Genomic DNA, 14,388 nt, shown 5'->3' with positions numbered 1-14,388 from the left:
CAATTAGCTGGTGGCTTCTTCGCTTAAATCGCGCGGTGTAAAGTTTGCTTTAAAGCTGAATGCATAAGGTGTATCACCGTGCTCACGAAGATGGTTTAGTCGTGATATCGCTTCACTTAGCGAAGGAATATGGCCATCTTCTACCCACCAAAGCACGTAATTATCTTCATTTAGCTTTTCAAACCACTCGTTTTTCCTGCGCATAAAGTCACGGTGGTTGGTTCTAAACATAAAGTTTTTAAGGCTATCGACATTTTGCCAAACCGACATATTGACCAGCATATTAGGGTTTTCAAAAGCTTGAATACTGGTTGCATCGCCAGAATCATCTTTAAGGCGCCATACAAAACCATCGGTTTGTTCAGCAAGAGCGTTAACTTTGTCTAAATTATTGACAAAGTCACTAATTTCAGGGGCGTCAAGTGCGTATTTTGCAAGCGCGATATTAAGTTGAGCTAATTGCATCGTTATCCTTAGTTCGTTGTAACGGTATAAAAATTAGTTTTTAACACGCCACGGCGGGTTTAAACGGTTTTCGCCTGCCCAATAAAGCTTGATTTTATTGCCTGAAGGGTCAAATAACACAGCTTCTCGCCACAGGTATCGTTCATCAGTTGGTAGCTGCGAAAATATAACGCCTTTTGCTTGTAAGTCGGCAACCCAGTTATCGAGCTGTGCATGTTCAAAATAAATCGTGGCGCCATTAACGGCGTTTTCTTCAAGTGACAGCGAAAATGTAGAATCGCCCTCTGGGCAGGCAAAACGCGCATAATGCGGTGTGTCGACAATAAGTTCAAAACCGAGCGTTTGGTAAAACCTAACGGCATCGCTCATTTGCGTTACCGGTAATGTTACTTGGTTTAAATTCATTTAAATCCTTAAAACTAAACTGTGGGCATGCGTTTTAAACGCATGCCTACACGTTATTTATTTGTTCTCATTAACTAAAATAACTTTACGGTGAGGGAATGGAATTTCAATATTGGCATCATCAAGCGCTTTTTTAATTTGCTCGGGTACCGAATACAAAATATCGAAATAATGTTCACCATGACAAAACGGACGTACTAAAAAATCGACCGAACTATTGTTGAGGGTTTCAACTTCAACGAAAGGTTTAGGGTCATTCAAAATATGTGGGTGCGCGTCTAATACCTTATTAATAACTGCGCGAGCAGCGTCGATGTTCTCGTCATAGGCGATACCAAAACGCATATCAACACCACGTATCTCATGGTGAGAGTGATTGACAATTTTATTGCCCCAAATATCGCTATTAGGAATGATAATGCGTTGTTTATCAAAGGTTTGTAAAATTGTGGTGAACATGTCTATTTCAGCCACTTTGCCGAATTGGTCGCCCGTTTCTATAAAATCATCCACTTTATACGGCCTAAATATAAGCAGCATTACACCCGCAGCAAGGTTCGATAACGTGCCCTGCAGTGCCAAACCAACCGCAAGGCCAGCGGCACCTAGCAGTGCAATTATTGATGCTGTTTGCACACCAAAACGGTTTAAGACCGCAATACCGACAAATGCCAAAATGGTGTATTTAGCCACACTGCCAAAAAACTTAAACAAGGTATCGTCTAGTTGCGCATGACGATTAGAGATTTTGATGATGGCTTTATTTACTTTGCCGGCAAGCCAAATACCAATAATTAAAATAGCGAAGGCAAGTAATAAGTTAGTTGCCCAATCAAGTGCTGTTGGCAAGTATTGGTTGAGGTCGAGCTGAGCGATAAATTCTTCCATTTTTTGTTAACCCAACGTTAAAAACTATACACTAGGCTATCTTAAACTGTGCTTCAAGAGTCATAGCTATAATTTATACACATAGAAAGTTTATTAAACATTAACTTGCGGTTTGCAGTGTTACATCACATAGTTTGTAAAGTAGTTTTATTCTATCTTGCGTGTTTAAAGGAAGAGGTATGTCCTATTTGAAATTAGCAATACGCTTTCGTTTAGAGCCTGGGTGTTTAGGGCCAACGGGTACTGATTACATTGAAGATTTTTGCCGATTGATAAATCGGGTTGATTTTACCTATCCGTTTGTCACCCTTGATGTGATCCCTCGCTATGATAAAACCTTGCCTGAATGGGAGTTTTTACTGAACGGTAAGTTAATTTCAGAAGAGCAAGCCGAACGTGTGTTAAGCGTAAATGACTTTACGGTAGACAGCATGGAAGAGCAGGTAGAACAATTCCTGACCTTAAAAGTAGAGCAGTTTATGTTGTCGCTTAAAAATAAGCGTTAACACATTTCGCCGTTAAGAATCACTCGCATTTAGTTAGTCGCTTCCGTATACTGCATTTTTATTTAAGAGCCTAGGAACTATATGAATATCTGGGTCGATGCAGATGCATGCCCTGTTGCAATTAAAGAGATTTTATTTCGTGCTGCAGAGCGTAAACAGATCAACACAACCTTTATTGCTAACCACAGTTTCCGCATTCCACCGTCTCGTTTTATCAAGCGATTACAGGTCGAAAAAGGATTTGATGTTGCCGATAACGAAATTGCTAAGCGTGTAGTCGCGGGTGATTTGGTGATTACGCAAGATATTCCGTTAGCCGATGAAGTGATTACTAAAGAAGCGATTGCACTCACACCTCGCGGCGAGTTATTAACCGCAAGTAACATTAAAGCGCGTTTAAATATGCGTGATTTTTTTGATACTTTGCGTGCCAGTGGCGTTGAAACCGGTGGCCCGAGTGCGTTATCAAACACCGATAAAAAAGCCTTTGCTGATGAACTCGATAAAGCGCTTGCAAGGCTCGGTTAGCCTTACTATTTAAAAGGACAGTTGCGCAGTTATGCACGATCTTACGAAAGGAAGCATTCCAAAACACATTATTTCAATGGCAGTGCCAATCGCCATTGGTCTGCTTATTCAAACGCTGTATTTCTTAGTTGATTTGTATTTTGTTGGTCAACTAGGCAGTGCCGCGATTGCCGCTGTGAGCAATGCATCAAGTGTGTTTTTCTTTGTTATGGCATTAACGCAAGTACTCAATATTGGTTGTGCAACACTAGTATCGCATGCGGTCGGGCGCAAAAAGCAGCGCCAAGCCAGTCACGTATTTAATCAAACGTTAGCGCTTGCCAATTGGGCAACCCTGTTTTGTGCAGCGATAGGCTATACATTTGGTCACGTATTTTTTGCGTTTATGACCGCCGACATTGCTACACAAGCATTAGCCGAGAGTTACTTTTATTGGTTCTTACCGTCTTTACTGCTGCAGTTTGTATTTACCGCATTAAGTGCTGCGCTGCGCGGTACTGGTATTGTAAAACCGGTTATGTCCATTTCGGTGATTGGTATTATCGCTAACATTATTCTATCGCCTATTCTGATTACGGGGTGGGGATTGGGTATTGAACTTGGTGTCGTTGGCGCGGGTCTAGCGAGCAGTATTTCAATGTTGCTATCGTTTGTGCTTTTGGTGCGTTATTTCAATAAACAAGAGCAATATCTTCAAGTGCGCTGGTTATCGTTTGCGTTAAAAACGAAAACGATACGCAAAGTGCTTAATATTGGCTTACCGTCGGGCGGCGAATTTTTACTGACCTTCTTGTATATGTCGTTGATTTATTGGGCGCTTAGTCGAGTATCTGCTGAAGCACAAGCCGGCTTTGGTTTAGGTGGGCGTATTATGCAATCGCTATTTTTACCGGTTATGGCCATTGCCTTTGCTGCGCCTGCCATTGCTGGACAAAACTTCGCGGCGCGCAAAATCTCACGGGTATATGAAACCTTTTACATCACCGCGTTTTTAACCTGCTCACTAATGGGCATGTTAATGGTACTGTGTTTGTGGGTACCTGAGCTATTTGTTACGAGTTTTAGTGACAATGCCAACGTGGTGTTAGTCGCAGCAACGTTCTTGAGTTTTGTTGGCCTTAATTTTGTTCCTGCTGGCTATGTTTTTGCCATTTCAGGCATGTTTCAAGCGCTTGGAAATACGTGGCCCGCGTTACTGAGCACCTTTGTGCGCTTGTCACTGTTTGCGGTTTCAGTTATTTATTTAGTGAATCAAGACGACTTTTACATTGAACAAATCTGGTATTGTTCAATTGTAACCGTGTTTATTCAAGCGTTGGTCAGCCACCTGTTAATTCGTCGTGAATTTAGTAAAAAGCTGGTTAAAGCACCAAATAACGCACCAGAGCAAACTTGCGCTGTGGCAAAATAAGTGAGTGGTATAGCTGAAAGGATATGCTAACTGTTGTGCTCAGTCAGTAATTCTTTAATCGTTAACGCATCAACGGGCTTGGCAAACCAATAGCCTTGAATTAGCGAGCAATCCGATGCTGTTAACCAGTGCATCTGCGCATTGAGCTCAACGCCTTCGGCAATTACTTCAAGCTTTAAGCTCTTACTCATTGCAATAATGGCTTTGGTAAGGGCTTGGCTTTCGGCGTTTTGTTCAATGTCTTTAATGAAGCTTCTATCAATTTTGAGTTTATGCACTGGGAATTTCTTTAAGTAGCTGAGCGATGAATAGCCGGTGCCGAAATCATCAATGGCTATTTTTACGCCTAAATTAGCTAACATAGTGAGCTGAGCAATGGTTTTTTTATCGTTTTCAATGAGTAAACTTTCAGTGATTTCTAATATCAGCTTGTTGCTTGGCAAGCCACTGACTTCAATCGCACTCTTAATAGTGGCAATAAAATCATCACGTTGGAATTGAATTGTCGAAATGTTTACGCTGATGCCCGGTGCATTTTCATATTCATCTTGCCACTTTGCTGCGGTAATACAGGCCTGTTCTAATACAAACTCACCAATATTGGCAATCACTCCAATTTCTTCAGCAAGCTCAATAAATTGGTCCGGTGCTATAAGCCCTTTGGTTGGGTGATGCCAGCGTACCAATGCTTCACACGCATAAATAATGTTATGTTTAGCATCAAAAATGGGTTGATAATCAATGAAGAACTGTTGGTTATCGATGGCGGTTCGTAACTCGCCTTCAAGAGTGCGCCTTTTTTGTGCTTTTTCGTCCATTTCGGCGGTAAAAAATTGAAAGTTATTTTTACCTTTTGCTTTCGCTTTATACATGGCGCTATCGGCTTTTCGCATCAGTGTTTCAACGTCTTTCCCGTCGTTCGGATAAGTTGTTATACCGATGCTCGCTGAGACAAATCCTTGTGCGTTATCAAGTTGATAAGGGGTGGCTATTGCCGCTTGAATTTTGTGTGCAACTCGATCAACTTTAAACTGATTATTATCACTTGCGATAAGCACCGCAAACTCATCACCACCAAGGCGTGAAATGGTATCTGATTTACGTAAGGTACTACTCAGGCGCGTTGCGGTTTGCTGTAAAAGGGTATCGCCTTGTGAATGGCCAAGGGTGTCATTTACGTGTTTAAACCCATCTAGGTCGATGAACAACAGCGCCAGAAATGAGTGCTCACGCTGTGCTTTATTTAGTGCTTGCTCAAAACGATCTGAGAATAAGTTGCGGTTAGCAAGTCCGGTAAGTGAGTCGAAGTTAGCTTGTTGGTAAATTTTATTTTCTGCTGTTTTGCGCTTTGTGATGTCGCTAAACAGTGCCACAAATGCATCAATCTCACCATTATTATCACGAAGGGCGGTGATTGAAAGCCATTCATAATAAAGCTCACCGTTTTTACGACGATTACAAATTTCGCCTTGCCATTGGTTATTTTCGTCGAGTTGATGCTGCATATTGGCGTAAAAAGGTTCAGTTTGCAGGTCGGAACTCAGTATATCAGGTGTCCTATTCAATACTTCGTCACTGTTATAGCCTGTGATTTCTGTAAAGGCTTCATTTACTGCTTGAATTCTATAATTTTTATCACAAATCATTACCGCTTCATTGGCGGTACGAAAAACAGTAGAGCTGAGTCTAAGCTGTTTCTCATCCTGCTTTTGCTTTGAAATATCATTGAGAATAAGGACATAGCCGTCTTTTTTTTGCTGGTTATTAATCAGCGGATAAAGATGTACATGTAACCATTGATTACTTGGCGCGAGATTAACGCGATCAATCCATGGCGTGTTTGTATTAATAGCGCTATCAAACTCTGCAACGCGAAGAGTTAAATCGCGCAATACATCAAACAAACTTTGTTTGCTTGACAAAAGTTTGGCAAAAAGAGGGTTATCACTGTGTCTATTCTGATAATCAATGTAACCCTGTAGGTCAGTTGTGATAATTGCAGAGGGGCTTTGCTCCACTATTTGACTGAGTTTTGTACTATATTTTTGCGCTTTTCGGGTGATGCGTAGCAAATAGGTTAAAAACAGTGCAAGCGCAATGAGTAGCACTAAGCCGGCAATGTAAATGGCATGTATTTTATTATTTTTGGTTTTAATAATCGCAACTTGGCTATCAACCATTTGTTCTAGGTTTTTTTGGTATTGCCAAATCTCACTTTGATATTGCCGTTGTGTGGAAATGTCTTTAATGACCGAATAAAGCAGCGTTGCACCATGAAACTCGATGGGTATTGAATAAACTTCAACGGTTTTAATATCCCCCGTTGCAGTTTGATGGCGAAAGATGAAATAGTTACGCTTTTGTCGCTGGGCGTTTTTACGCTCTTCTGCGACTTGCTCTGCGGTAAATAAGTTAATTTCTTGAATGGTTTTGCTTTGAAGTGTTTGCGAGCTGTAGCCATAAAAATCCGCCGCAGCCTGATTGGCTTTTACAATTTCCCCTGATTTTGGTTCAATCAACAGCATCACAGCAGTGTGATCATCAAAAATCTGCTCAAATTCGGTATTGGCATATAAGAAGAGCGGGAAAAATAACAAACAAGCAAATACTACGGGCATAATTAGTTAAATTTGGCTAACGACGGTACATTATTCAACTATAGTCGTAATTATTGCAATAAGTTGATGTAATTAATCGTTAACAAAAGGGGGTACGATCACGTTTATCGCAACTTTATTGCGCTACACATGATGTAACAGCACAAATATTAAGCAGATGTTGCGCCTTTGCTGATTGTGATAATAAGATATTTATAAACAGGTAAGTTATGTGTGACTAGCACGAAGGGAATTCGATGAGACATATTTTACTACTTTGCTGTGTTTTGAGCTTAATTGGCTGTCAGCATTTTCGCCAAGCTAAACAGCAATCTCAATTACTCGAGAGTATTGCAGAAATAAATGGCCGAGTTGATTATCAATCTAACGCAGATGGTGGCGAACTCGTAGTTGCAGTATTAAGCCGTAACAACAACACCTTCTCGATTGAGAAGCAGAAACTACCCGATACCAACGGGCAGTTTAAATTCTACCTAAAACCAGGCACTTATTACGTTGCTGTATACCAAGATAGTAATCACAATTTGACCTACGACGACAATGAAACAGGCGTTGCTTATGTTGATTCGGTTGGCATGTTACAAGCAATTACGCTTAATGATAAAGCCAAATACAAAGCTAAACCAATTCATTTCGCAAAGCCCGTAAAAAAGGGGTATGCAGTTCAATACAGTGATAATTACAATGTTAATAATATTGGCAAGTTAGCGAATTTAGAGCATGCTATGTTTGATGCCCATAATGTTGATATGGGGTTTTGGCGGCCGCTTGATTTTCTTGCACAAGTGGAATCCGGTTTATTTATGTTGTCTCCGTATAACGCTAAAAAAGAACCACTTATTCTGGTACATGGCATGATGGGCAACCCGCGCGAATTTTCCGATTTAGTTGCTGCGCTTGAAGATTCTGACTATCAAGTGTGGGTATTGTACTACCCAAGTGGCGTAGGATTGCATTTGGTTAAAGACTATCTGCTAGAAAGCATTGAGGTTATGCAAAAGCGCTACGGTTTTGATGCGGTTTCGGTGTTAGCGCACAGTATGGGTGGGCTTATTACCCGAGGTTACGCACTAAGTCACCAAGGTTATGCACATAACTATAAAATTAATCATTTCATTACGGTAAACAGTCCGTTATTGGGTATGCAAAGTGCTCGAAAAGGGGTTGAAAGTTCGCCCCTGGTAATTGACTCATGGCGTGATGTTGCGACTAACAGTGACTATGTTAATCAGCTGCATACTCAGATACTGCAGCCAGAAATTAATTACGCTTTGGTATTTTCCTATCAAGACGGTGCAAGTGATGATGGCGTTGTGTCATTAGCCAGTCAAATACCGCTAAATATTCAGCGTGAAGCAAATCAAATGATGGGCTTTAATGCATCGCATGCAGGGGTGTTGAAAGAGCCAAAGTTTATTAATTTTATTATGAGCACGCTTTCGAATTCAGCATCCGCTAACTGAAACATGCTATTAACATGTCGTTAAATACAGTTATTTGAGTTAAAAATAGTCTAAAGTACGCATAAATTTAACATTCTTGCGTTTTAGCATTGCTTCTTTTGCGCAGTTTTTTTATAGTTTCGCCTCATTTTCAAACAACATGGACGCACATCACATGAAAATGGTGCTCTCACATTTTAATTATTGGTGTAAAGCTAAGGACGAAGCACAGCTCGCCAACGCAAAAATTGAAATGTTTGGTCCAACGAGCAAAAGTCCACAATTGGATTGGGTGCCAGCAATGCAGCGCCGACGACTCAGTCACTATGCAAAAATGGCGTTGTTTGTTGCTGCAAATAGCGCTGAGAAAAGTGGTGCGGAATCAATGCCTGTTGTATTTGCGTCGCAACATGGTGATTTTCACCGTACATCAAGCATTTTAAAAGACTTAGCTCACCAAGAAGTGATCAGCCCAACATCGTTTGGCTTGTCTGTTCACAATGCAGTTATTGGGCTTTATTCGATTTTAACGAATAATCAACAGCCAATGAACAGTATCGCAGCTGGTGAGAACACTTTGCTGATGGCATTAATTGAAGCAAGCATTCAGTTAAATAATCCGAATATACCCGAAGTGCTCGTTGTGTATTGCGATCAACCACTACCAGACGATTATGCGCGATTTGATGATGTGAATACTTGTGATTTGGCATGTGCATTTGTCGTATCTAAAGACAATGAACAGGGTATTACGCTGTCGTTAACTCCTAGCGATACGCCTAACAATACACCGTTACAGGCAAAGCAGTTTGTGGAATTTTTAGCGACAAGCAAAACCAACGACGCGCTTGTGCTCGGAAATCAAAGTGCATGGCACTTGCATATTGATGAGGTAACGCCTTGTTAACCAAGCTAGGACGCTGCTGGCGCATTGTCGCAACCGGTTTTTGTTTTGCGGTGTTTGGCTTAGGTGGATTGTTAGTTCCGCTAATTGTATTGCCTATTCAGTACCTTATTTATCGCGATGAAGAAAAACGCCGCAAAGCAGCGCGCTATACAGTGCATTTGTTGTTTAAGTTTTTTGTTGGATTGATGGGCGCATTAGGAATCTTTAAATTCACTATTGCTGATCGTACTAAATTTGCAAATTTAACAGGCAAGTTAGTACTTGCTAATCACCCAACACTAATTGACGTTGTGGTACTTATTTCGCTTATTCCTAATGCAGATTGTGTTGTTAAAGCTCATTTATTTAGTAACCCATTTATGCGAGGTGTGATAAAATCCACCGGTTATATAAGCAATGAAAGCCCTGAGGGCTTACTAACGGATTGTGCAGCATCACTTGCTGCGGGAAATAACTTAATCGTGTTTCCCGAGGGCACTCGTACGACACCTGGTCAAGCGTTAAAATTCAAACGAGGCGCGGCGAATATCGCACTGCGCTGTCGTGCTGATATCGTTTCAGTGTTAATTCATGTTGCACCGTCAACGTTAACTAAGTCAGAAATGTGGTACGAAGTGGCACCTACGCAGGCTAAATTTGATCTCGCAATGACGAAACAACAATTGCAATTACCCAGTTTTGAAGCGTCGAAATTGACGCAGCATGCGCGTAGTTTTACGCGCGATATGCAGGCATTTTTTCAAGGAGAATTAGACAGCTATGAGTGATTTAAAAATTAAAATCAAGAAGCTCATTATTGAATCATTAGATTTAGAAGATATTACCGTTGATGATATTAACGATAGCGAACCACTTTTTATTGATGGTTTGGGCCTTGATAGCATTGATGCGCTAGAGCTTGGCTTAGCGATTAAAAAAGAGTTTGATATTAAAATTGACGCAAACTCAGAAGAAACAAAGCAGCATTTTGCATCAGTTGATGCATTAGCAGCGTTTATTGAACAAAACGCATAACAGCGGGTAGGGTATGAAAACACAACAAGAAATCTTCGCAGTATTAACTGATATCTTGGTGGAAGAATTTGAAATAGATCAAGACGATATTTCGCTTGAGGCAAATCTTTATCAAGATTTAGATCTCGACAGTATTGATGCCGTTGATCTAGTAGTAAAATTGCGTGAAATCACGGGACAAAAGATTGATCCTGAAGCGTTTAAACAAGTACGCACTGTCGAAGATGTGGTAAACGAAGTAAGCAAGTTGGTTTCAGCGTAAAACACATGATAAAAGCAATACTGAATACAGTATTCATTGTATTATTACTGGCCTACCCAGTGCTTATTTATTTTGGCCTGCAGTATGCGAGTATTTCCAGTATTGCACCTGTTTTACTCATCGCCATTGTTGGTCGCTATGTATTTACACGGGCGGCCAGTAGTACCATGCCATGGCTTTTACCGGCAACGGTATTAGGCTGCGTATGTGTCGCATTGGCGTGGTTACTTGATAACAGCAAGGTTACCTTGTTTTACCCTGTGCTTATATCAGGAACTATGCTCGTCACGTTTGCGTATTCATTGTTCAAAGGACCTACGGTGATAGAAACCTTTGCGTTACTCGATGAAAAGCGTAAAAGCAAAGACAAGCAAAATGTAACATTACCAGAACATGTTATTGCCTATACGCGAAATGTCACCAAAGTGTGGTGCCTATTCTTTAGCATTAATATTGCACTTGCATGTTACACCATATACCTTGGAGATATTGCGCTTTGGACGCTATACAACGGATTGATTGCGTACATTTTAATGGGCGTACTAATGGCAGGTGAGTTACTTGTTCGTCATGTTGTAAAGCAGCGTCACGAGCTTAAGCATTAATTAGTATGCATAAAACCAGCCCTTCGATTTTAGATAGAGATATCTGTGCTAATGCGGTAACGGCACTTGCCAATCAATTACGCGTGTTTAAACAGCAAACCGGTGCGCAGTCTTTGGTGTTATACCATGCTGCAAGTGACGTGTTTTTGGTACGTTTGCTCGCGGCCGCACATGCAGGTTTTGATGTTATATTTCCAGCCAACGGGCAGCCAGAAAATATCCAGATCGCCAGTGAAGATGCTGACTATGTGTTGGTAGATGAATTTAGTGGCGACAAACACCTTTCGCTTGATTCCCTCACTTTAACGGAATCGCTACAGCAACCTGCCAATGCGTTAACGCTACCAGAATCGGGAAAACTTACATTTTATACATCTGGCTCAACAGGTTACGGTAAGCCTGTGGTAAAGTCTTGGCAGCATATTAATGCTGAGCTTACAAATTTGTGTAATACCTTTGAATTTGATTCTGATTGCCAAATCGTTGCGACGGTATCTCATCAGCACATTTATGGCCTGCTATTTAAGTTATTTTGGCCGTTACGTGCGAATTACACAGTAAATCTCACATTTGTTGAATTTCCTGAGCAATTACGCGCGTTAGTCGCAACACAGCCTTCGGTTATTATTACCAGTCCCGCATTTATTGACCGCCTTATTCGTGACAATGTATGTGTTTCAGTTAAACACAATATTGCGGGAGTGTTTTCATCAGGCGGACCGCTTAGTGACAACAGTGCAGTGACCTTGTTTCAGCAATTGGGGGTTGCTGCGACGCAAATATATGGCAGCACTGAAACGGGTGGCATTGCGTATCGCCAAGTCTCTGAATTTAAAACTGAACCATGGCAGTGCTTTGACGGTATAACGGTATTAAAGCATCAGCAGCAGCTTGCAGTTAAATCGCCTTATTTTGACGATGCAATGTTTGTCACGCAAGATTGTGGTGAGATTTTAGAAGATGGGCGTTTTAGTTTGTCAGGTCGTTTAGACCGCACCATTAAACTCGAGGAAAAACGCGTTAATTTAGATGCACTTGAGCGTGTATTAAGCGACGAAAGTGCGATTACCCAGTGTAAAGTGGTTTTGTTAACGCAAGGATTTCGCCAGCAACTGGGATTAGTTGCACAATTGTCGGCCGCTGGGCTTGGCGAACTGAATAAAAACGGTAAACTAGCGCTCAATAAGCGCTTAAAGCAAGTGCTTGCTGGGCAGTTTGAGGCGGTGTGCATGCCACGTAAATTTCGTTATGTGGATGAGTTGCCAGTTAACAGCCAAGGTAAGTACGTATTTGCAGAATTGGAGAAGTTATTTGACTAAATTACAAGAATCATTACCAGAAGTACGTGCCGTTGAAGAGCAAGACGATACGGTAAAACTCACCCTTTGGGTTGACGGTAGTTTAGATTATTTTAACGGTCACTTTCCACAAGCACCGATTTTAGCCGGTGTTGTGCAGTTAGATTGGGCAGTAAAATACGCACAGCAATACTTTTCGTTAAGTTCTGCGCTGGTTGATTCTGTTGAAGTATTGAAGTTTCAAGTGGTGATTGTTGCGAACTCAGAGGTTGAGCTTACTCTCACCAAGAAAAACGACAGCAAATTTACCTTTAGTTTTCACTCAGATCATGGTCAGCATTCATCAGGGCGCGTAGTGGTGCACAGCTAACATTATGCACGCGTGTATTGTTATTCCAAATTATAACCATGTTGCTGTGATTGAATCGGTTTTAACGGAGCTAAGTGCCCTCGATTTACCGATTATTATGGTTAATGACGGCTCAACAGCGGATGCGAGCGCTGTCATGCGTCAATGCGAGTCTCAGTTTCCGTTATTAACCTTGATTGAACACAGTGAAAATCAGGGCAAAGGTGGCGCGGTACAAACGGGTTTACTGACAGCCGATAAGTTGGGTTATAGCCACGCGATACAAGTTGATGCCGACGGTCAACACGACCTAACGGATATTCAAACTTTAATCTACCTTGGCAAAAAGTATCCCGACAGCGTCATTAGCGGACAGCCTATTTATGATGAATCTGTGCCGAAAGTGCGTTTATACAGTCGTTACATTACTCATTTTTGGGTGTGGATTGAAACCTTATCGTTCAGTATAAAAGATTCAATGTGTGGTTTTCGATGTTATCCAGTGAAAGCAACTGCGGCGCTGCTACGTGATAAGCAGCTTGGCAAGCGCATGGATTTTGATATCGAAATCATGGTGCGCCTATTCTGGCGTGGCACACCCAGTCGGTTTATGCCAACGAAAGTTATCTACCCAGAGGGCGGCAGCTCACATTTTCGTGCCTTTGAAGATAACGTGCTGATTAGCTGGATGCATACACGCTTATTTTTCGGTATGTTACCACGCATACCAATACTGCTTTGGAGAAAACTGCGTGGCTAAACATTGGTCGACAATGCAAGAACGCGGTACCTTACTTGGCATGCGTATTTTACTGGGCTTTTATCGCTTGGTTGGGCGTCGTGTATTGTGGTTAATGTTGTTTCCTGTGGTGTTTTATTTTTACTGCACAGGTAAAACGCAACGTACGGCAAGCATTGCGTTTTTAAACCAAGTGGCACAGCATAACAATCAACCAGCAAATGCAGGTTTTTGGCAGGGGTTAAAACACTTTTGCAAATTTGCTGATTCAGCGTTTGATAAAATAGACGCGTGGCTTGGCAAAATCCCACTTGATGCCATTCAATATCAAAATCATGAAGAATTTGCTGAATTACAAAAAAGTAAGCAAGGGGCCATTTTCATTGGCTCGCACTTAGGTAATTTGGAAGTATGTCGGGCGCTCAGTCAAGGTCGTTACGCAGTAACCATAAACGTTTTAGTGTTTACCCATCATGCAGTTGAATTTAATAAGGTGCTGCAACAAATCAATGCCGATGCCAAAGTAAACCTCATCCAAGTTACTGATATGAGCCCTACCTTGGCGATTTTACTGAAGCAAAAAATTGATGATGGCGAAGTAATAGTGATTGTTGGTGACCGCACTAGCTCAAGCGTCGCTGGCAGGGTAAACTATTGTAATTTCATGGGTAAACCAGCACCGTTTTCACAAGGGCCATTTATTCTCGCGAGTTTACTCGAATGCCCGGTGTATTATTTATTTTGTTTAAAAGCGCATAACCGCTATTTAGTTATTTTTGAAAAAGTTGCGGATAAGTTAAAATTTAGCCGTAAAACACGACAGCAGGATCTACAAACAACAATTCAGCATTTTTCAGATCGTCTGAGTTTTTTTGCGAGTCAGTATCCTTACCAATGGTTTAATTTTTATGATTTTTGGACTGACGACAGTAAAGTCAGCCGAGATTAGTT

17 protein-coding genes are annotated in these 14,388 nt (G+C 41.3%); 13 read left to right on the top strand and 4 right to left on the bottom strand.

What is annotated here, in order from left to right; all coding sequences use genetic code 11:
• Window positions 1–3 precede the first annotated feature (3 nt).
• From ACXAFE_RS16780 to ACXAFE_RS16770, 3 genes are read right to left on the bottom strand one after another with little or no spacing between them, the layout of a single operon-like run.
• Window positions 4–465: a DUF3291 domain-containing protein gene (locus ACXAFE_RS16780; protein WP_475155118.1), complete on the bottom strand. Its 462-nt coding sequence runs from the start codon at window positions 463–465 to the stop codon at window positions 4–6.
• Between the two features lie 33 nt (window positions 466–498).
• The gene (locus ACXAFE_RS16775; RefSeq protein WP_475155114.1) at window positions 499–870 is read right to left on the bottom strand and encodes a VOC family protein; all 372 of its coding nucleotides are present in this window, start codon (window positions 868–870) and stop codon (window positions 499–501) included.
• Window positions 871–927: 57 nt separating this feature from the next.
• Window positions 928–1,758, bottom strand: a complete 831-nt coding sequence (locus ACXAFE_RS16770) for a mechanosensitive ion channel family protein (RefSeq protein ID WP_475155110.1) — start codon at window positions 1,756–1,758, stop codon at window positions 928–930.
• A 179-nt stretch (window positions 1,759–1,937) separates the two neighbouring features.
• On the opposite strand from ACXAFE_RS16770, the gene ACXAFE_RS16765 reads away from it, so the two are divergent.
• The 3 genes from ACXAFE_RS16765 (at window position 1,938) to ACXAFE_RS16755 (ending at window position 4,203) form a co-directional block, all read left to right on the top strand.
• Window positions 1,938–2,264, top strand: a complete 327-nt coding sequence (locus ACXAFE_RS16765; RefSeq protein ID WP_100914956.1) for a hypothetical protein — start codon at window positions 1,938–1,940, stop codon at window positions 2,262–2,264.
• Between the two features lie 81 nt (window positions 2,265–2,345).
• Entirely contained in the window at window positions 2,346–2,792 is a 447-nt protein-coding gene (locus ACXAFE_RS16760) for a YaiI/YqxD family protein (protein WP_475155106.1), read from the top strand.
• A gap of 31 nt (window positions 2,793–2,823) precedes the next feature.
• Complete coding sequence (locus tag ACXAFE_RS16755; RefSeq protein WP_475155102.1) at window positions 2,824–4,203, top strand: MATE family efflux transporter; 1,380 nt, start codon at window positions 2,824–2,826, stop codon at window positions 4,201–4,203.
• A gap of 26 nt (window positions 4,204–4,229) precedes the next feature.
• On the opposite strand, the gene ACXAFE_RS16750 is transcribed toward ACXAFE_RS16755, so the two are convergent.
• A complete protein-coding gene (locus tag ACXAFE_RS16750) occupies window positions 4,230–6,821 on the bottom strand; it encodes an EAL domain-containing protein (RefSeq protein ID WP_475155099.1) in 2,592 nt (863 codons plus the stop codon).
• Between the two features lie 236 nt (window positions 6,822–7,057).
• On the opposite strand from ACXAFE_RS16750, the gene ACXAFE_RS16745 reads away from it, so the two are divergent.
• The 10 genes from ACXAFE_RS16745 (at window position 7,058) to ACXAFE_RS16700 (ending at window position 14,386) form a co-directional block, all read left to right on the top strand.
• A complete protein-coding gene (locus ACXAFE_RS16745; protein WP_475155091.1) occupies window positions 7,058–8,284 on the top strand; it encodes an esterase/lipase family protein in 1,227 nt (408 codons plus the stop codon).
• 154 nt (window positions 8,285–8,438) lie between these two features.
• On the top strand, window positions 8,439–9,170 hold the full coding sequence (locus tag ACXAFE_RS16740) for a beta-ketoacyl synthase chain length factor (protein ID WP_475155084.1): 732 nt from the start codon (window positions 8,439–8,441) through the stop codon (window positions 9,168–9,170).
• Window positions 9,164–9,937: a lysophospholipid acyltransferase family protein gene (locus ACXAFE_RS16735; protein ID WP_010559423.1), complete on the top strand. Its 774-nt coding sequence runs from the start codon at window positions 9,164–9,166 to the stop codon at window positions 9,935–9,937. Before ACXAFE_RS16740 ends, ACXAFE_RS16735 begins: the two co-directional genes overlap by 7 nt.
• Window positions 9,930–10,184 (top strand): phosphopantetheine-binding protein, encoded by a 255-nt coding sequence (locus ACXAFE_RS16730; protein WP_010559422.1) that lies wholly within the window; start codon window positions 9,930–9,932, stop codon window positions 10,182–10,184. The genes ACXAFE_RS16735 and ACXAFE_RS16730 overlap by 8 nt, the downstream gene beginning before the upstream one ends.
• A 13-nt stretch (window positions 10,185–10,197) precedes the next feature.
• Window positions 10,198–10,446 carry an acyl carrier protein gene (locus ACXAFE_RS16725; RefSeq protein ID WP_010559421.1) on the top strand — a complete coding sequence of 83 codons (249 nt, stop codon included), beginning with the start codon at window positions 10,198–10,200 and terminating at the stop codon, window positions 10,444–10,446.
• A 5-nt stretch (window positions 10,447–10,451) separates the two neighbouring features.
• Complete coding sequence (locus ACXAFE_RS16720) at window positions 10,452–11,051, top strand: COG4648 family protein (RefSeq protein WP_475155067.1); 600 nt, start codon at window positions 10,452–10,454, stop codon at window positions 11,049–11,051.
• A 5-nt stretch (window positions 11,052–11,056) separates the two neighbouring features.
• Window positions 11,057–12,370 (top strand): AMP-binding protein, encoded by a 1,314-nt coding sequence (locus ACXAFE_RS16715; RefSeq protein WP_475155065.1) that lies wholly within the window; start codon window positions 11,057–11,059, stop codon window positions 12,368–12,370.
• Window positions 12,363–12,719, top strand: coding sequence for an ApeI family dehydratase (locus tag ACXAFE_RS16710; RefSeq protein ID WP_475155058.1), 357 nt, complete (start codon window positions 12,363–12,365; stop codon window positions 12,717–12,719). Before ACXAFE_RS16715 ends, ACXAFE_RS16710 begins: the two co-directional genes overlap by 8 nt.
• Before the next feature lie 4 nt (window positions 12,720–12,723).
• Window positions 12,724–13,458 (top strand): glycosyltransferase family 2 protein, encoded by a 735-nt coding sequence (locus ACXAFE_RS16705; RefSeq protein ID WP_475155054.1) that lies wholly within the window; start codon window positions 12,724–12,726, stop codon window positions 13,456–13,458.
• A gap of 13 nt (window positions 13,459–13,471) precedes the next feature.
• Complete coding sequence (locus tag ACXAFE_RS16700) at window positions 13,472–14,386, top strand: LpxL/LpxP family acyltransferase (protein ID WP_475157759.1); 915 nt, start codon at window positions 13,472–13,474, stop codon at window positions 14,384–14,386.
• The last annotated feature ends 2 nt before the right edge of the window (window positions 14,387–14,388 follow it).

The sequence above is a fragment of the Pseudoalteromonas sp. ABV4_021 genome, assembly GCF_056159365.1.
This window is presented reverse-complemented; position numbering and strand designations above follow the sequence as displayed.